General features: G+C 67.5%; 17 protein-coding genes. 9 read left to right on the forward strand and 8 right to left on the reverse strand.

The genetic code is table 11. From position 1 onward, the window contains the following. Nucleotides 1–9 precede the first annotated feature (9 nt). Genes paaZ through ACAM52_RS21190 form a run of 3 tightly spaced genes read left to right on the forward strand, consistent with a single transcriptional unit; the run spans nt 10 to nt 3420 of the window. Nucleotides 10–2061: a phenylacetic acid degradation bifunctional protein PaaZ gene (gene paaZ, locus ACAM52_RS21180; protein WP_369644533.1), complete on the forward strand. Its 2052-nt coding sequence runs from the start codon at nt 10–12 to the stop codon at nt 2059–2061. A gap of 10 nt (nt 2062–2071) precedes the next feature. Beyond that, nucleotides 2072–2830, forward strand: coding sequence for an SDR family NAD(P)-dependent oxidoreductase (locus ACAM52_RS21185; RefSeq protein ID WP_369644534.1), 759 nt, complete (start codon nt 2072–2074; stop codon nt 2828–2830). Between the two features lie 29 nt (nt 2831–2859). Continuing rightward, nucleotides 2860–3420, forward strand: a complete 561-nt coding sequence (locus tag ACAM52_RS21190; RefSeq protein WP_307584171.1) for an isoprenylcysteine carboxylmethyltransferase family protein — start codon at nt 2860–2862, stop codon at nt 3418–3420. Here ACAM52_RS21190 and ACAM52_RS21195 read toward each other — a convergent pair. The 5 genes from ACAM52_RS21195 to ACAM52_RS21215 all read right to left on the reverse strand — a co-directional run bounded on the left by ACAM52_RS21195 (nt 3401) and on the right by ACAM52_RS21215 (nt 6997). Continuing rightward, nucleotides 3401–3823, reverse strand: a complete 423-nt coding sequence (locus ACAM52_RS21195) for a hypothetical protein (protein ID WP_369644535.1) — start codon at nt 3821–3823, stop codon at nt 3401–3403. The two genes, ACAM52_RS21190 and ACAM52_RS21195, sit on opposite strands and share 20 nt — an antisense overlap. A gap of 5 nt (nt 3824–3828) precedes the next feature. Beyond that, on the reverse strand, nt 3829–4437 hold the full coding sequence (locus tag ACAM52_RS21200) for a flavin reductase family protein (RefSeq protein ID WP_369644536.1): 609 nt from the start codon (nt 4435–4437) through the stop codon (nt 3829–3831). A 92-nt stretch (nt 4438–4529) separates the two neighbouring features. Continuing rightward, on the reverse strand, nt 4530–5006 hold the full coding sequence (locus tag ACAM52_RS21205) for a hypothetical protein (RefSeq protein ID WP_062478668.1): 477 nt from the start codon (nt 5004–5006) through the stop codon (nt 4530–4532). A gap of 48 nt (nt 5007–5054) precedes the next feature. Continuing rightward, nucleotides 5055–5780 (reverse strand): hypothetical protein, encoded by a 726-nt coding sequence (locus tag ACAM52_RS21210; RefSeq protein WP_095743868.1) that lies wholly within the window; start codon nt 5778–5780, stop codon nt 5055–5057. 257 nt (nt 5781–6037) lie between these two features. Then, on the reverse strand, nt 6038–6997 hold the full coding sequence (locus tag ACAM52_RS21215; protein WP_369644537.1) for a helix-turn-helix domain-containing protein: 960 nt from the start codon (nt 6995–6997) through the stop codon (nt 6038–6040). 212 nt (nt 6998–7209) lie between these two features. Between ACAM52_RS21215 and ACAM52_RS21220 the strand changes: the two genes are divergently transcribed. The 6 genes from ACAM52_RS21220 to ACAM52_RS21245 are packed head-to-tail and all read left to right on the forward strand — an operon-like array spanning nt 7210 to nt 13156. Continuing rightward, on the forward strand, nt 7210–8400 hold the full coding sequence (locus ACAM52_RS21220; protein ID WP_095949421.1) for an amino acid ABC transporter substrate-binding protein: 1191 nt from the start codon (nt 7210–7212) through the stop codon (nt 8398–8400). Nucleotides 8401–8404: 4 nt separating this feature from the next. Next, nucleotides 8405–9283: a branched-chain amino acid ABC transporter permease gene (locus tag ACAM52_RS21225; RefSeq protein WP_369644538.1), complete on the forward strand. Its 879-nt coding sequence runs from the start codon at nt 8405–8407 to the stop codon at nt 9281–9283. After that, nucleotides 9280–10212 carry a branched-chain amino acid ABC transporter permease gene (locus ACAM52_RS21230; RefSeq protein ID WP_369644539.1) on the forward strand — a complete coding sequence of 311 codons (933 nt, stop codon included), beginning with the start codon at nt 9280–9282 and terminating at the stop codon, nt 10210–10212. The genes ACAM52_RS21225 and ACAM52_RS21230 overlap by 4 nt, the downstream gene beginning before the upstream one ends. Then, complete coding sequence (locus tag ACAM52_RS21235) at nt 10209–10958, forward strand: ABC transporter ATP-binding protein (protein WP_369644540.1); 750 nt, start codon at nt 10209–10211, stop codon at nt 10956–10958. Before ACAM52_RS21230 ends, ACAM52_RS21235 begins: the two co-directional genes overlap by 4 nt. Further along, nucleotides 10955–11665: an ABC transporter ATP-binding protein gene (locus tag ACAM52_RS21240; RefSeq protein WP_369644541.1), complete on the forward strand. Its 711-nt coding sequence runs from the start codon at nt 10955–10957 to the stop codon at nt 11663–11665. Before ACAM52_RS21235 ends, ACAM52_RS21240 begins: the two co-directional genes overlap by 4 nt. 39 nt (nt 11666–11704) lie before the next feature. Continuing rightward, the gene (locus ACAM52_RS21245; protein ID WP_369644542.1) at nt 11705–13156 is read left to right on the forward strand and encodes an aldehyde dehydrogenase; all 1452 of its coding nucleotides are present in this window, start codon (nt 11705–11707) and stop codon (nt 13154–13156) included. 56 nt (nt 13157–13212) lie between these two features. Here the strand turns inward: ACAM52_RS21245 and ACAM52_RS21250 are convergent, their stop codons facing one another. From ACAM52_RS21250 to ACAM52_RS21260, 3 genes are read right to left on the reverse strand one after another with little or no spacing between them, the layout of a single operon-like run. After that, nucleotides 13213–13545 (reverse strand): hypothetical protein, encoded by a 333-nt coding sequence (locus ACAM52_RS21250; RefSeq protein ID WP_369644543.1) that lies wholly within the window; start codon nt 13543–13545, stop codon nt 13213–13215. After that, nucleotides 13545–14792 carry a hypothetical protein gene (locus ACAM52_RS21255; RefSeq protein WP_369644544.1) on the reverse strand — a complete coding sequence of 416 codons (1248 nt, stop codon included), beginning with the start codon at nt 14790–14792 and terminating at the stop codon, nt 13545–13547. The genes ACAM52_RS21250 and ACAM52_RS21255 overlap by 1 nt, the downstream gene beginning before the upstream one ends. Further along, complete coding sequence (locus ACAM52_RS21260; RefSeq protein ID WP_369644545.1) at nt 14792–16828, reverse strand: hypothetical protein; 2037 nt, start codon at nt 16826–16828, stop codon at nt 14792–14794. Before ACAM52_RS21260 ends, ACAM52_RS21255 begins: the two co-directional genes overlap by 1 nt. Nucleotides 16829–16832 lie beyond the last annotated feature (4 nt).

Here is a 16832-nt window from a genome sequence, read left to right on the forward strand (position 1 = left end):
ACACGCGCCATGACCACCCTTCAAAGCTACATCGCCGGCCGCTGGATCGGCCAGCAAGCCGCGCAATCGCTGCGCAGCGCCGTCAACGGCCAGGCCGTGGCGAGCACGCACGCCGAGGCCATCGACTTCGCCGAGGCGCTGGCGCACGCGCGCCGCGTCGGCATCCCCGCACTCATGAAGCTCGACTTCCAGCAGCGCGCCGAGCGCCTGAAGGCGCTGGCCAAGTACCTGGCCGCGAACAAGGAAGCGCTGTATGCCGTGTCGGCTCACACGGGCGCCACGCGCGCCGACGGCTGGATCGACATCGAGGGCGGCGCCGGCACGCTCAGCGCCTACGCCAGCATCGGCACCAACGAGCTGCCCTCGGGCAACCTCGTGCACGAAGGCCCGGCCTTCCCGCTGGGCAAGAAGGGCGGCTTCGCGGGCACGCACATCCTGGTGCCGCGCGGCGGCGTGGCGGTGCACATCAACGCCTTCAACTTCCCGGTGTGGGGCCTGCTCGAGAAGTTCGCGCCCAGCTTCCTGGCGGGCATGCCCTGCATCGGCAAGCCGGCCACGGCCACCAGCTACCTCACCGAGGCCCTGATGAAGCTCATCGTGCAGTCGGGCATCCTGCCCGAAGGCAGCCTGCAGCTCGTGATCGGCAGCACGGGCGACCTGCTCGACCGCCTCGAAGGGCCCGACGTGGTCACCTTCACCGGTTCGGCCGACACCGCCGCCAAGCTGCGCGTGAACGCGAACCTGGTGCGCCAGTCGATCCCGTTCAACGCCGAGGCCGACTCGCTGAACTGCGCGATCCTCGCGCCCGACGTGACGCCCGACGACGAGGAGTTCGATCTCTTCGTGAAGGAAGTGGCGCGCGAGATGACGATCAAGGCCGGCCAGAAGTGCACCGCCATCCGCCGCGCGATCGTGCCGCGCCAGCACCTCGATGCGGTGGCCGAGAAGCTGCGCGCGCGCCTGGCCAAGACCGTCATCGGCGACCCCTCGCGCGAAGACGTGCGCATGGGCGCCCTCGCTTCGCGCGACCAGCAGGCCGACGTGGCCGAGCGCGTCGCCACGCTGCTGCAGGGCGCGGAGCTGGTGTACGGCGAACGCGACGGCTTCGCGCCCGTGGGCGACGGTGTGGGCGAAGGCGCGTTCTTCGCGCCCACGCTGCTCTTGAGCCGCAAGCCGCTCGAACACGATGCGGCGCACGACGTCGAGGCCTTCGGCCCCGTCAGCACGCTCATGCCTTACGACGGCATCGACGAAGCGCTGGCGCTGGCCGCGCGCGGCAAGGGCAGCCTCGTGGGCACGCTGGTCACGCGCGACCCGGCCATTGCGGCCAAGGCCATTCCGGTGGCTGCCGCCTGGCACGGCCGCCTGCTGGTGCTCGACCGCGAGGCCGCCGCCGAATCGACCGGCCACGGCTCGCCGCTGCCGGTGCTCAAGCACGGCGGCCCGGGCCGCGCGGGCGGCGGCGAAGAGCTCGGCGGCCTGCGCGCCGTGAAGCACTACCTGCAGCGCGCCGCGCTGCAGGGCTCGCCCACCATGCTCGCGGCCGTGACCGGCGAGCACGTGCGCGGCGCCGCGCTGCGCGAGAGCGAGGTGCACCCCTTCCGCCGCTACTTCGAAGAACTGCGCATCGGCGACTCGCTGCTCACGCACCGCCGCACCGTGGGCGAGGCCGACATCGTCGCCTTCGGCGGCATCTCGGGCGACTACTTCTACATGCACTTCGACGAAGAGGCGGCCAAGGCCTCGCCCTTCGGCAAGCGCATCGCGCACGGCTATTTCGTGCTGTCGGCGGCCGCGGGCCTGTTCGTCTCGCCCTCGCCCGGCCCGGTGCTGGCCAACTACGGCCTGGACACGCTGCGCTTCGTCAAGCCCGTGGGCATCGGCGACACCATCCAGGCGCGCCTGACCTGCAAGCGCAAGATCGACCGCAACAAGAAGGACGCGAGCGGCCAGGGCCAGGGCGTGGTGGCCTGGGACGTGGAGGTGACCAACCAGCTGGGCGAGTTGGTCGCGAGCTACGATATCCTGACGCTCGTCTCCAAGAAACCCACCACCACCTAAGCTCCACCTGATGTTCGATCTCACAGGAAAAGTCGCGCTCGTCACCGGCGGCAACGGCGGCATCGGCCTCGGCATGGCGCAGGGCCTCGCCAAAGCCGGCGCCCGCGTCATCATCGCGGCGCGCAATGCGCAGAAGTCGGCCGCCGCGGTCGAATCGCTGAAGGCATTGGGCAGCGACAGCTTCGCGCTCGCGCTCGACGTGACCGACGAAGCCTCGGTGCAGAAGGCCTTCGACGAGGTCGCCGCGCGCTGCGGCCGGCTCGACATCCTCGTGAACAACGCCGGCACCACGGTGCGCAAGCCGGTCGACCAGCTCGCGCTGGCCGAGTGGCACCAGGTGATGGACACCAACCTCACCAGCGCCTTCCTGTGCAGCCGCGCCGCGCACCCGCACCTCAAGGCCGCGGGCGGCGGCAAGATCATCAACATCGGCTCGATGATGTCGATCTTCGGCGCGCCCTACGCGCCGGCCTACGCCGCGAGCAAGGCCGGCATCGTGCAGCTCACCAAGTCGACCGCGCTCTCGTGGGCGGTCGACCAGATCCAGGTCAACGCCATCCTTCCGGGCTGGTTCGAGACCGAGCTGACCGACGGTGCGCGCAACCAGATCCCGGGCCTGTACGAGCGCGTGAAGACGCGTGCCGCCGCCGGCCGCTGGGGGCAGCCCTCGGACATCGCAGGCACCGCCGTGTTCCTGGCCAGCGCCGCCTCCGACTACGTGACCGGCACCGCCATCCCGGTCGACGGCGGGTTTTCGATCTCCGGCTGAGTCTTGCGGGCCGTGTAAATTCGGCCGCCATGCTCCTCTGGTTCCAGCTCTTTCTTTTCGTCGCCGGCACGGCCGCGCTGCTGTACGTGTCGCGCGGGCCGCTGAGCCAGCCCGGCTCGCACGGCTTCTACCGCTTCTTCGCGTGGGAATGCATGCTGGTGCTGATCGTGCTGAACCTGCCGGTGTGGCATGTCGATCCGCTCTCGTTCACGCAGCTGCTCTCGTGCGTGCTGCTGGCGCTGTCGATCTGGCTGCCGATCCACGCGGTGCGGCTGCTCAAGGCGCAGGGCAAGCCGAGCGAGGCGCGCAACGACGACCCGGCCCTGTACGGCTTTGAAAAGACCTCGGCGCTGGTGACCACCGGCGCCTTCCGCTACATCCGCCACCCGATGTACACGGCGCTGATGCTGCTGGCCTGGGGCGCGTTCCTCAAGCAGTTCACCTGGCTCACGCTGGCGCTCGTGCTGATGGCCACGCTGTTCCTCTTCCTGACGGCGCTGCGCGACGAGAAGGAATGCCTCGCGCATTTCGGCGACACCTACCGCGACTACATGCGCGGCACGCGGCGCTTCATTCCTTTCGTGCTGTAGCGCTGCCTGGCGCTTCGGGCGCGCCCTCTTCTTTCCTCGCGCCCCACCAGGCCGCGAGCACCAGCCCGCCCTTGCGCACCAGCAGCACCGCCATGACCACGAGCACGGCCCGCGAGGCCACGTAGCCCGCGATGCCGAGCAGTGTCGAGGGCAGCGGCTTGGACGCCCAGAAGATGACCCAGGCCGCCAGGCCAGCCATCGCCAGCCCGCCGACGACCAGCATCACGCCACCCACCATCCACGTGAGGATCGCGAGCCGCGCGGCCAGGCCGGTCAGGCGGTCGGCGCCGGGCCAGTCGCGCCAGGTCCACAGCGCGGCCAGGCCCAGCGACCCCATCATGGCCGCCAGCAGGCCCATGAGGCTGTAGCCGACCACGGTGATGATCTGGTTCAGGTCCGGCATGCAGGCTACGGCGTCAAACGCGGCAGCGGACGCGCATCGACCGCTTCGCCGTCGACGATGAAGTGCCCGCCCGCCACGTGGTGCAGCGTGCGCAGTTCGTCGTGGCCCTCGAAATGCCAGCGACCTTCGGAGAACACGCGCGCATCAGCCTGCGCCGCGATCACCTCGCCCAGGAACAGGTCGTAGCGCTGCTGGATCGGCGGCTCGGGCAACAGCCGGCATTCGAGCCAGGCCGCGCAGCCCTCAAGCAGCGGCGTGCCGGTGGCGTCGCCCGCGAAGGTCGCGAGGCCGTAGGCGGCGAACTTGTCGCTGCCGTCGCGCTCGGCGATCTCGCGGCCCGAGCTGTTGCCCAGGGCCTCGGTCAGGTCGAGCTGCGCGCGCGTGGGCACCTGCAGCGCGAAGGTGCCCGCGCCTTCGAGCAGCACGCGCGTCCAGGTGCTCTTGTCGAGCACGACCGCCACCTTGGGCGGATCGAAGTCCAGCGGCATGGCCCAGGCCGCGGCCATGATGTTGCGCCGCCCGTCGTGCGCGGCGCTCACGAGGACGGTGGGTCCGTGGTTCAGGAGACGGTAGGCCTTGTTCAACGGAACCGGCCGGCGGTGAGAGGCGTTCATGCGCGTGGGGCCCGCGAAAGCGAGCCCGGAGGATGGCGGCCCGCCAGCCTACCAGCAGGCGCCGGGCTGCTCAAACGCCCGGCTGTTGCCCGTCACGCCGCATAGGCGTCGCACAGCGCGAGATACTCGTCGCCCGAAATCTCCAGCGCCGTCGCGCGGCGCAGCACGCGGGCCTTCGGCTTGGGCAGGTCGGTCTTGATCTGGATCTGCTTGCCGATGGGAATGCCCATGTAGTCCTGGTTGACCCAGGTGTTCTCGACGATGTTGTGCCACGGCAGCAGCAGGCCGTTCTCGAAGGTCAGGCCCTGGCGGCCAATGACGAAGGCGGGCGTTGCGATGTTGGCCAGCGTACGGATGCACTTGACGGCCAGCCAAGCGGCCAGCAGGCCGAAGCCCGCTGCGATGAGGATGCCGATGTTCTTGTCCTGCGCGCGGATGCACAGCACGGCGAGCACGACCGCCACCACCACCCAGAGCGTGGCACCGGCGATCAGCCGCGTGCGGGAATAGAAGACGGGGCGGTCCTGGCGGGTTTTTTCCTGTTGGCTGGCGGAGCTGTAGATTTCCATTTTGGAGTCGCTGTACTTTGGAGATTGAAGAAAGAAAAAGAAGAAAGCTCACGCCGACGGCAGGCGTTGCATGAGGCAGCTCATCAGCACCGGTTCGTTGTCGATCTTCGAGCGATCGATCTTGCGGGTCTTGCCGTTGGCGACGATGAGCAGGTGCTCGTCGACGTCCATGGCTTCGGCATCGGACTGCGTGCGGATCGTGTCGATGCTCGACCACGCGATGAGCTGGCCCTTGTGCACCAGCCCTTCGGCATTGAGGGCCAGCGCGCCGAAGGGCACGGTGTCGCCCGCATGCAGGCGCCGCTCGACGTCGTGTCGCAGCACTTCGCCCACGGCCTCTTCCACTTCGGCGACGAGCGCATACGGGTCGTCCCACAGGTCGAGCCGCAGGCGCAGCGTCTGGCCATCGCGGGTGGTGAGCAGCAGGTGGTTGCGGTTGTGGCGATGGCGCAGTCGCGTCACGTCGGCGAAGGCAACGGTCTGCGTGCCCAGCTGCAGGCCGTGCGCGGTCAGCGTCAGCACCTGCGGGGTGCGCAGCCACGCGAAGAAGTCGCTGCCCTTCCAGCCGATCAGGTAGATCGCCGCCGGGATCGCCAGCACCAGCACGAAGAAGGCGCCCTTGTAGCGCACGAAGTCCGGCGTGATGAGGTACGGAAGGATGTAGATCTTGGCCGGCACCAGCACCATGGCGCAGAAGACATAGATCGCGGCCAGGCCGGCCAGCACACAGTAGAACGCGTAGCGCGGAAAGATGCGGTCGTGACGAAGGGGCATGTGAAGCAAGTACCCAATGCGTCGACAACGGGCGTGATGGCGTGGAGCTGAATTGCGCGCACGACCATACCAGCGGGAAGCGTCGCTCTCGAGGCTTCGCATGCGTTAACGCATCTTTTTTTTGAGCCGAGAACGCCCGCCGAGCAACCGGTTAACCGAGAAGCTTTAAGTTTGATGCCCGCTTCGACACAAGCGCTGCTTAAGCATTCATGGCAACTCTGCAAGCAACGCGCGGTGTGCGATGCGCACCCGCGCAATCAGCGCGGCACCGTCGCCTGCCGCCTGAACTCGCTCGGGCTGCCGCCCGTGTGCGCGCGGAACACGCGGCTGAAGTGCGAGAGGTTGCCGAAGCCCGCGCCCAGTGCGATGTCGGTGATGGAGCGCGCGGCGTTCGCGGGGTCGATCAGGTCGCGGATGCTGGCCGCCAGCCGCTGGTGCTGGATGTAGCCGGTGAGCGTGTCGTCGTCGCCCGCGAAGGCCTGGTGCAGCAGGCGCTTGCTGCAACGCAGCGCCAGCGCCATGCCGTCGATCGACAGCGCCGGGTCGCGCAGGTTCTGCGCCACGTGGCGGTGGATGCGGTCTTTCAGCGCCTCGCGCTGGGTCTGGGCGGTGCTGCGGCCCGCCAGCTCCATGAGCGACAGGCGCACCAGCTGGATCAGCAGCTCGCCCGCACCGCGCGCGGCGGCCTCGCTCATGTGGGGCAGCTCCAGGTAGGTGTTGCGCATGGTCTCCAGCGCCACGCGCGAGATGCCGCTGTCGCCACCGATGCGCCGCGCCACGAGGTCGCCCAGCGGCAACGCGGGCGAGGCGATCTGGTCTTTCGGCAGCATCACGATGAGGTGGTCGCTGCGCTCGGGGTTGGCCACGGTGTAGTCGAGCGTGGTGTCGTACAGCGTCCAGCCGCCCGCACGCACCGCCGCCGCGCGCCCGCGCTGCGTGACCTCGGCCGAGCCCTGCCAGGGCGCGACGATCTTCAGGTAGGGCGCATCGCTCAGGCGCGCCATCTGCGGGGTGCGCAGCACGCGATGCCGGTTCGCCTCGAGCCGCGTGAGGATCACGTCGCCCGCGTGCGAGGACGCCAAGTGGCCGTCGAAATCGCTGTCGCCGTACAGGTCGGAGCCGAGGCCGCCGAAGTGGCGCCACACCCACTCGCACCACAGCGGCCCGCGTTCCTTCGGCGGGATGGCGTCGGTGGACAGGAGCAGGGACGCGGTCATGGGGCGAAAGCAGTGAAGACGAAAGATTGCAACACGGCAGCAGGATGCCGCGCATTGTGGAGTGCCCGCAAAGCCCTCGCCTTTGCGGGTTAACCACTAGGCGCCTGCACGCTGCGTCAAGTGCTTTGTGCGCGGCGGGCACAGCGGCAAAGGGCGTGCGTTTCTACGATCCCGGTCAGCGGGCGCATACCGACGCCCGGAAGGAGACCTCCATGCTTCACCCCACCCGCCGCCACTGGATCCAGGGCACGGCCACCGCGCTGGGCGCAGCCGCCGTCGCGCCGCAGCTGTTCGCGCAAAGCGCGCCCGTTCGCATCGGCTACGCCATCGCCCGCACCGGCCCCTGGGCCGCGGGCGCACAGGTGAGCCAGGAACCCAACTACCTGCTGTGGGCCGAGCAGGTCAACGCCGCGGGCGGCCTGTCGGTGAAGGGTGCCAAGCGCCCCATCGAGCTCATCGGTTACGACGACCGCAGCGAGACCGAGACCTGCGTGCGCACGTTTGAAAAGCTCATGGGCAGCGACAAGGTCGACCTCGTGCTGCCGCCCTGGGGATCGGGCGCCAACTTCGCGGTCGCGCCGCTGGCCAACCGCTTCGGCTACCCGCTGCTGGCGCCCACCGCCCTGTCGCGCAAGCTCATCGACATGCGCCTGCCCTTCTTCTTCTCGCTGCTGCAACAGCCCGACAAGATGATGGGTGCGCTGGTCGACATGCTGGTGGCGCAGAACGTGAAGACCATCACCATCGTCTACATGGACGACCTGTTCGGGCTGGAGAACTTCGCGGCGCTGAACAACGCGCTGAAGAAGACGCAGATCCAGGTGCTCGACCGCAAGAGCTACCCGCTGGGCGTGAAAGACCTCGCGCCCGTGCTGCGCACCATGAAGGACCTGAACCCCGACGCCTTCATCGGCATCACCTACCCGCCGGACACCATCCTCGCAAGCCGGCAGGCGCGCGAGGTGGGCTTCAACCCGAAGTACTTCTACGCCTCGGTGGGCACGGCCTTCCAGCTCTACAAGAACGTGATGGCGGCCAACACCGAGGGCGTGATCGGCATGGGCTCGTGGAACGGCAAGACCAGCCCCGAGGCCAAGGCCTACTTCGATGCGCACACGAAGAAGTTCGGCAAGGAGCCCGACCGCTGGGCCAGCGGCCATGCGTGGGCCGGCCTGCAGATCCTGCAGCAGGCGGTGGAAAAAGTGGGCCTCGATCGCAAGGCGCTGCGCGAGCAGATCGCCAAGAACGAGTTCAAGACCATCCTCGGGCCGATCCGCTTCGAGGGCAGCGAGAACGCGTCGATCCCCGGCACCGTGTCGCAGTGGCAGGGTGGCGACTTCGAAGTGGTGTGGCCCAAGGACCGCGCCACCGCGCAACTGATGCCCAAGCCGGCCTGGAAATAACAGCGTGTCGTTCTCTGGATGGGCCGAGCTCCTGGCCGGCGGATTGATCACGGGCGGCATCTATGCGCTGGTGGCCATCGGACTGAACCTGCAGTACGGGCTGATGCGCATCATGAACATCTCGCACGGCGAGTTTTTGATGCTCGGTGCCTTTCTCACCTGGTGGGCGCACACGGCGCTGGGCATCTCGCCGCTCCTGTTCATGCCGGTGGCCTTCGTGCTGCTGATGGCGCTGGGCATGGCGGTGCACTGGCTGTGCTTTCGCCAGGTGGCGGCGCGCGCGCCGAACGTCGACGTGTTCGAGGCGCGCAGCCTGATGGTCGGTTTCGGCCTGATGTTCTTCGTGCAGAACACCGCCCTGCTCGTGTGGGGTGGCGACCTGCGCGGTTACGACTACCTGGCCGAACCGGTGCAGCTGGGCGAGATGCGCTTCACCGCCAACAAGCTCGTGCTGTTCGGCGTGGCACTGGCGCTGAGCCTCGTGCTCATCGCGCTGCTCAAGCTCACGCTGCTGGGCAAGGCGGTGCGCGCGCTGATGCAGTCGCCGACCGGCGCGCAGCTCGTGGGCATCAACACGAAGCGGCTGCACCCGCTGATGTTCGGCATCGGCCTGGGCCTGTCGGGCGTGGCCGGCGCGCTGCTGTCGATGACCTACGAGATCTCGCCCTCGATGGGCGAGCCCTACACCGTGACCGCGCTGATCGTCATCACACTCGGCGGCTTCGGCAGCATCGCGGGCAGCCTCGTCGGCGGTCTGCTGCTGGGCGTGGTCGAAGCGCTGGGCATGTACTACACGAGCCCCTCGCTCAAGATGCTGCTGTCGTACGCCGTGTTCATCGGCGTGCTGATCTGGCGGCCCAACGGACTGTTCTCCAGAAGATGAATTCCCTCTTTCAAAACAAACCGTGGTGGGTGCTTTGCATCGGCCTTGTGCTGGCGGCCGCCGTGCCGTGGGTCGCGAGCGAGTTCATCGCCTCGGTCGCGCTCGGCTGCCTGATGTACATCGCGCTGGCCACGAGCTGGTCGCTGTTCTGCGGTGCCACGCGCTACCTGTCGCTCGCCACTTCGGCCTTCTTCGGCCTGGGCGCGTATGCGAGCGCCACGCTGCTCGAGGTGCTGCCGTGGCCGCTGGTCATTGTGAGTGGAGCGGCCATCGCGAGCGCGGTGGCGGTGCTGATGGGCGCGGCCGTGCTGCACCTGCGCGGCACCTACTTCGCGGTGCTGACCTTCGGCATGACAGAGCTGATCCGCCATGCCGTCACCTTCGTCGAGAAGCAGGTCTCGGGCACCGTGGGCCGCGTGCTCACGGTGGTGCCGTCGAACGAGACGGTGTACCTCACGGTGCTGGCGATTGCGGGTGCGGCCATTGCCACCGCGCTGCTCGTGAAGCGCAGCCGCTTCGGCCTGGCGCTGGCCGGCATCGGCGCTGACGAGCAGCGCGCGCAGACGCTGGGCGTGGACACGCGCCGCGTGAAGATCGCCGGCTTTGCGCTCACCGCCGCCTTCGCCGGCGCGGTGGGCGCCGCGATGGCCGTGCGCTGGACCTACATCGAGCCTGCGGCCGTGTTCAGCCCCTTCATCGGCTTCCAGACCGTGCTGATCGCGATGATCGGCGGGGCTGCCAGCATCGGCGGGCCGGTGGCCGCGGCCATCGTGTTCAGCCTGCTGTCGGAGACGCTGCGGCTGCAGCTGCCCTACGGCTACATGATGGTGCTGGGGCTGCTGCTGATCCTGTGCGTGATGTACCTGCCCAACGGCCTCGCATCGCTGTGGCAGCGCAAGGCGGCCGCGTTGCGGAGGCACGCACCATGAAGGCCACGCCACTTCTCGAAGCCCGCGACCTCACGGTGCGCTTCGGCGGGCTCACCGCCGTCGATGCGGTGAGCGCGACGCTGCACGCGGGCGAGCTGGTCGGCATCATCGGCCCGAACGGCGCGGGCAAGACGACCTTCTTCAATGCGATCTCGGGCGTGGTCATGCCCACGTCGGGCCGGCTGCTGGTGGAAGGCGACGTCGACCTCACGCGGCGCGGTCCGCACCTGTACGCCGCCCACGGCATCGCGCGCACCTTCCAGACGCCGCGCGTGATGGCCGACATGACGCTCGAGGACAACGTGCGCTTCGGCATGCAGTTCGCGGGCCGCCGCCGCGCACCCATCGCAGGCCTGGGCACCACCGGCGAGATCCTCGACATGCTGGGCCTGGGCGGCCTCGCCACGCAGATCGCGGCCGACGTCACGCCCTCGCAGCAGCGGTTGCTCGAGATCGGCATGGCGCTCGGCACGCGGCCGCGCGTGCTGCTGCTCGACGAGGTGGCGGCCGGCCTCACCGAGGCGGAGGTCGATGCCATGGCGCGACGCATCCGCCGCCTGCGCGACGACCACGGCCTCGCCGTCGTGTGGATCGAGCATGCCGTGACCACGCTGCTGAAGTACGTCGAGCGCGTGCTGGTGCTGCACCAGGGCCGCAAGATCGCCGACGGCACGCCGGCCGAGGTCGTGCGCAACGCCGAGGTGGTCGAGGCCTACCTGGGCGACGAGATGGAGGCCACGGCATGAGCGGCACGCAACTCACTGTGCGCGGTCTTGCGGCCGGCTACCACGGCTTCCAGGTCATCCAGGGCCTGGACCTCGACGTGACGCCCGGCGTCACCGTCGTGCTCGGGCCCAACGGCGCGGGCAAGACCACGCTGCTCAAGGCGCTCGCGGGGCTGCTGCCACGCACGGGCGATGCGGTGCTCGACGGTGCGGCGCTGCCGTCCGCCGATGCCACCGCCTGCGTGCGGCGCGGCCTGGCGCTGGTGGCCGAGGGCCGCCAGCTGTTCCCGCAGATGACCGTCACCGAGAACCTCGAACTCGGCGGCTGGCTCATTCCCGCGCGGCTGCGCGCCGAGCGCCTCGCGCGCGCCTTCGACGACTTTCCGCGATTGAAAGAACGCGCCACACAGCTCGCCGGCACCATGAGCGGCGGCGAGCAGCAGATGGTCGCCGTGGCGCGCGCCCTGATGAGCGGGCCGCGCCTGCTGATGCTCGACGAGCCCTCGCTCGGCCTGGCGCCGCGCATGGTCGACGAACTGCTCGCCATCGTGCGCCGCATCGCCGACCAGGGCGTGACCGTGCTCATGGTCGAGCAGAACGTGCGCAAGGCCTTGCAGGCCGCCGACCGCGGCTACGTGCTCGAACGCGGGCGCGTCGTCGCCTCGGGCGAAGCGCAGGCGCTGCTGCATTCCGACGCCGTGCGCCAGGCCTACCTGGGCGTGGCCTGAACCACCCCTCTTCCTCTTTCTTTCTTGCAAAGGACACCCATGACCGACATCTCCATGCTCATCGACGGCGAACGCCGCGCGGCCACCGGCGGCGCCACCTTCGAGCGCCGCAACCCGCTGGACGGCGGCATCGCCACGCGCGCCCCTGCCGCCACGCCGGCCGACGCAGTCGCCGCCGTCGACGCCGCGCAGCGCGCCTTCGCCACCTGGTCGCAGACCGGCCCCAACGAGCGCCGCGCCCTGCTGCTGAAGGCCGCGCACGCGCTCGAAGCGCGCGCCGACGCCTTCGTGCAGGCCATGGCCCGCGAGACCGGTGCCTCGGCGCTGTGGGCGGGCTTCAACGTGCACCTGGCGGCCGGCATCCTCACCGAGGCCGCGTCGCTCACCACGCAGATCGCGGGCGAGGTCATCCCGTCCGACGTGCCCGGCAGCCTTGCCATGGGCGTGCGGCAGGCCGCCGGCGTGGTGCTGGGCATCGCGCCATGGAACGCCCCCGTGATCCTGGCCACCCGCGCCATCGCCACGCCGCTGGCCTGCGGCAACACCGTCGTGCTCAAGGGCTCCGAGCTGTGCCCCGAGACGCATGCGCTCATCATCGAAGCGCTGGCCGAGGCCGGCCTGCCCAAGGGTACGGTCAACTTCGTCACCAACGCGCCCGCCGACGCGGGCGCCGTGGTCGAGGCCATGGTCGCGCACCCGGCGGTGCGGCGCGTCAACTTCACCGGCTCCACGCGCGTGGGCCGCCTCATCGCGCAGACCTGCGCCACGTACCTGAAACCCGCCGTGCTCGAACTCGGCGGCAAGGCGCCCTTCGTGGTGCTCGACGATGCCGACATCGACGCGGCCGTGGACGGCGCGATCTTCGGCGCCTTTGCCAACTCGGGTCAGATCTGCATGTCGACCGAACGCCTCGTGGTCGACAACGCCGTCGCCGACGAGTTCGTCTCGAAGTTCGCCGCCCGCGCACAGGCGTTGCCGCTCGGCGACCCGCGCGAAGGCCCCGTCGTGCTGGGCTCGGTCGTCGACATGAGCACCGTGACACGCTGCAACGCGCTGATCGACGATGCGCTCGCCAAGGGCGCCGTGCTCGTGTGCGGCGGCAAGGCGCAGAACACGCTGATGCCCGCCACCGTACTCGACCACGTCACGCCCGCGATGGCCATCTACCGCGAGGAATCGTTTGGCCCGGTGAAGGCGGTCGTGCGGGTGAACGGCGTGGAAGAGGCCGTGGCGGTGGCCAACGACAACGAGTTCGGCCTGTCGTCCGCCGTGTTCGGTCGCGACGTGGCGCGTGCGTGGAACGTCGCGCAGCGCATCGAGGCGGGGATCTGCCATGTCAACGGGCCGACGGTGCACGACGAGGCGCAGATGCCGTTCGGGGGGGTGAAGGCGTCGGGGTATGGGCGGTTTGGGGGGCGGGCCGGGGTGGAGGCGTTCACGGAGCTGCGGTGGATTACGGTGCAGACGACGGCGCGGCACTATCCGTTTTGATCCGTCAGGGAGCCGCGTCTCTCCCGCTGCAGCCTCTTCAGGTTTGCTGACCTGGTTTATCGCGGATACACAGGAACCAGCTTGAGAGGTCCTTCCGGACTGCAGCGCACCGGAAGGGTTTCTCCCTTTTCGTTGCTGATGCCCGCGCTCACCTTCGCGCCGTGGATGTCTCGAATCTCGTACGGCTGCTGGGGCAACGTGCGATTGTCGGAGGCTCGGCGAAGAACGAACTTCTTCCAGCACAGCCGCGGGTCATAGTTCGCGTCGTCGTAGCCCGCATTGGCGTACGGCGTGTCCGGTGCGTGGGTGGCGCACCCACCCAACACGCCCGCCAGCAGGACACTCGCAGCCACGGCGCGAAACCCGCGCAAGTCGAAATTCAGGTTCATCAGTAGTCCTGCTTTCCGTCCTTGCGCTCACCCCACCAAGGGCGGTTCGTTTGCTTTCCGTGCCTGATCTTTCGATTGCGCCGGGCCTCGTCCGTGACCGAGTAGTCCGGCGACGGCAGGACGAGCACTGCGCGCCCTGCATCGGGATCACGGCTCGACAGGTACAGCACCGGGTGTTTGCGCTCGTGGCAGGCAAAGGCGGCCATCAGCAGCGAGTAGTTGACCGTCGAGGCGCCCAGTTCGCCCAACAGCGAGGTCATGTCGAGCGTGTCTTCAAGGAGATCCAGTTGAGGCAACGCGGCCTGCAAAGCCCCGCCGGTATCGGAAAGGCGTGCGGCGGCTTCGCGCGAGCCACGCCCACTGTCACGCATCACGGTGCCGATGGTCTTGGGCTCGATGCCCGCAGCGGCACAGACTTGCTCCATCGCCTCGCGCAGCGCCGCCACGCGCTTGCGTTCCTGCGGATAGCCGGGCTTGGCGTCGCTGTTCTTGACGACCGCCGGCGCGGTGAAGTACGCCAGTGGCTTGCGCCCGCTCTCGTAGGCTGGGTGGCCCACGATCAGCTGGACGCCCGACTCGTTGGGTTGTTCGTCTTTCGGTCGGCTGAGTGCATCCGCGCTGGTCAACCAGATGGCCTTGGCTTCGGGTGTGACGATCAGGCTCCATGCCGCAGCGAGCCCATTCCAGCCGAACAGCCCGGAAACAGACGTGAGTACCGGTTTGGAGACGTTGCCATAGGACAGATAGGCAAAGTCCCAAGCCTTTTTCGCCTCGCCAGAGGTCGTCCCCTCTGGAAGCACCGTCACCACCTGCAATCCGTTCATCTTCACGCCGTTCCAGAGGAACATGTGATATCCATCCACCGTCTGGTTGAAGTAGCTCACTGGCAGGGAGTAACTTTCGGCGATGTTGGAAACGTAGACCTCTGCGTATCCGATCACCGGCACCGTGCCGGATGTGTTGACCACCGTGGCCCTGAAAGCTTTAGGTGGCGTGCTCTCGGGCTTGAGCATCAGCAACTGGTCAAGAAACCAATCCGCGGAGTAGGCAATGTGCCGCAGAGGCGTGATGACATTGCCCGCAATCAATTGCGCCACCGCGCCTTGCGGCCAATCACCCTTGCGCAAGGCAACGTCAGAAAGCTCCGGCGACAGGCGTTGCCCCATGGCTGCGGCGTGCTTATTCAGACCGAGAAAATCAAGCAGTCCCATGGTGGCTCCCAGCATCAAGGTGCGACGTGTGTTCATCAATGAATATCCGCGAGGAAGTTGCTCTTGCGCTCGTCAATGATCTTGGGGGCGTTTGTGGTCATGTGCTTCATGTCATAGGTTCTGAAAAGTTGATGCTCCTTGAAAAATCCCTTTAAGGCGTACTCATAGAACCCGTCGGTATCCAAAGGATGCTTTTCAAGATATCGCCAATCCGCAAACTGCCTCAGCTTCTCAAGGTACTCATCCGTGATCTCCGATGAATTGACCCAGCCAAGGGCCACGTCGTAGGCAACGGCCTTGCGCGCATGCATCGCGTTGCCCACGATCGTCGAGTGATCGGTGGCGTTGGGGTTTTCTTTCAGGAAGATGGTGGTCTGGGTCTTCATGTCTTTGTCACCCTTGCCGAGGCGGCCTGCCGCCTGCTCCATCTTCAGGCGCGCATTGATCTCGTAACGCAGGCCCGCTTCGGTGCTGGCGTCGCCGCTGCCGGTCACGCCGTGCTGCTTGCCGAAGTCTCCGTCCTTGTCCGCGTAACCCCACGCAGGGTCTTTGCCCTCGTCGAAATCATTGTCACGTCGCCCCTTGTAGCCGGCTGCGTCGTCCACGCCGGGGTTGGCCGCACGCCGACTCAAGGGGACGAAGGGGTCGGGCAACTCCGGCGCGTTGATGCCCACCGTCCATCCCTTCTTCGGGTCATCGTTGATGCGCACATTGACCAGGCGGGTGGCAACGATCAACAGGGGCGCAGTGAGCGTGGTGATCACCTTGGAGAAGAAACTCTGCTTCTCGTTGTACGACAGCCGGTAGCGAGCCACCGGCGCAGGCGGATTCCAAAAGCGCTTGCTGTGGTTGTCCTCCAGGTAGTTGTACTGCTTCCAGTCGGCGCTGCCGACCTGGAAGCCGCTGCCCGCCCGGTCACGGGCCGCGTCCGCCTTGGGCTGGGCCCATACCCGCACGTGAAAGCGCTTGTGGGTGTCGAGCGCGTCGCGCTGCGCCTTGCTCACGCCCTGCCATCCCATGCCTTGCACCGGCGTGACGCCGATGACCTGGTCGTGCGGGTTGCAGTAGAGGAATACACGGCCTCGGTTGTCGCGGTCTTCGCCCGGAACGTAGGGATAGGGCGTGTCGGATGCGTCGCCCATGTCCTTCAGAACAAAGAGGTCGTTCCCCGTTTCGGGGTCCTGGTTGCGCTGTTTGTTGTTGATGTCATCGAGTGTCTGATGTGCATTCTTCGCGTTGAAGCGCTTCAGCACGGCCTCCAGGAAATTCTTGAACGTCTGCTGCCGGGCGTCACTGGTCACGCCGCCGGCCTTGCCTTCGAGGTTGAACCCTTCGGCGTTCGACAATGCGTCCATGCTGCTGGTATCAAGGTTGTAAGGTGGGTTGGCCAGGATGTAGGTGTCGGCCAGCGCGCCTTCGTCAATGCCCAGCATGGCCGCCCCCAAGGTGACCATGTTGCCCTGGCTGTGGCAGACCACCGTCACCGGACAGTCTGGCTGCTTCCGACGGATGGCCTTGATGAGTTCCTTGAGCCGATGGGCCGCGTGCGCATAGTAGGTGCGTGGTGGGCAGGCATACACGTCACGCCCCTCCACGGGCACCATGTTGGCGTAGATCCACCAGAACAGACGATCGTCCAGCCCGTTGCCCCACATGTAAGGCAAGGCAGTGGTCCCATTCTGGAACGGGCCACCGCCCCAGGCATCGAGTTCGTTCAGGTAGATCTTGCCGGCGTATTCCTTTTTCTCGTCGATGGTGTCCGTGCCGTCCTCACCGGCGGCCTTGTAGCCCCAACGGAAGCGGATCACCGGCGAACGGCCAGGGTCGGCAATGAAGTTCTTGCCGTTCAACGCGAAGTCCACGTCGCCTTCCGCCGTGAGTTCGGGTTTGTATTCAGCTTTGCGCAGCATCGCCTGGTCCGAAAGCAACGCCCTCTGGTAGCCCAGACGCTGATTGAGGCCATCGATCAGCCCCTCTTCACACTGTTCGTACCACTCGCCATCGGAGTTGACGCCGTGCACGAAGATCACGAGGCCGGGCAAGAAGCCGAGATGGACGTCACTCGTGTCCATCCCC

It is taken from the genome of Variovorax sp. V118 (assembly GCF_041154445.1).
Taxonomy (GTDB): Bacteria; Pseudomonadota; Gammaproteobacteria; order Burkholderiales; family Burkholderiaceae_C; genus Variovorax; species Variovorax boronicumulans.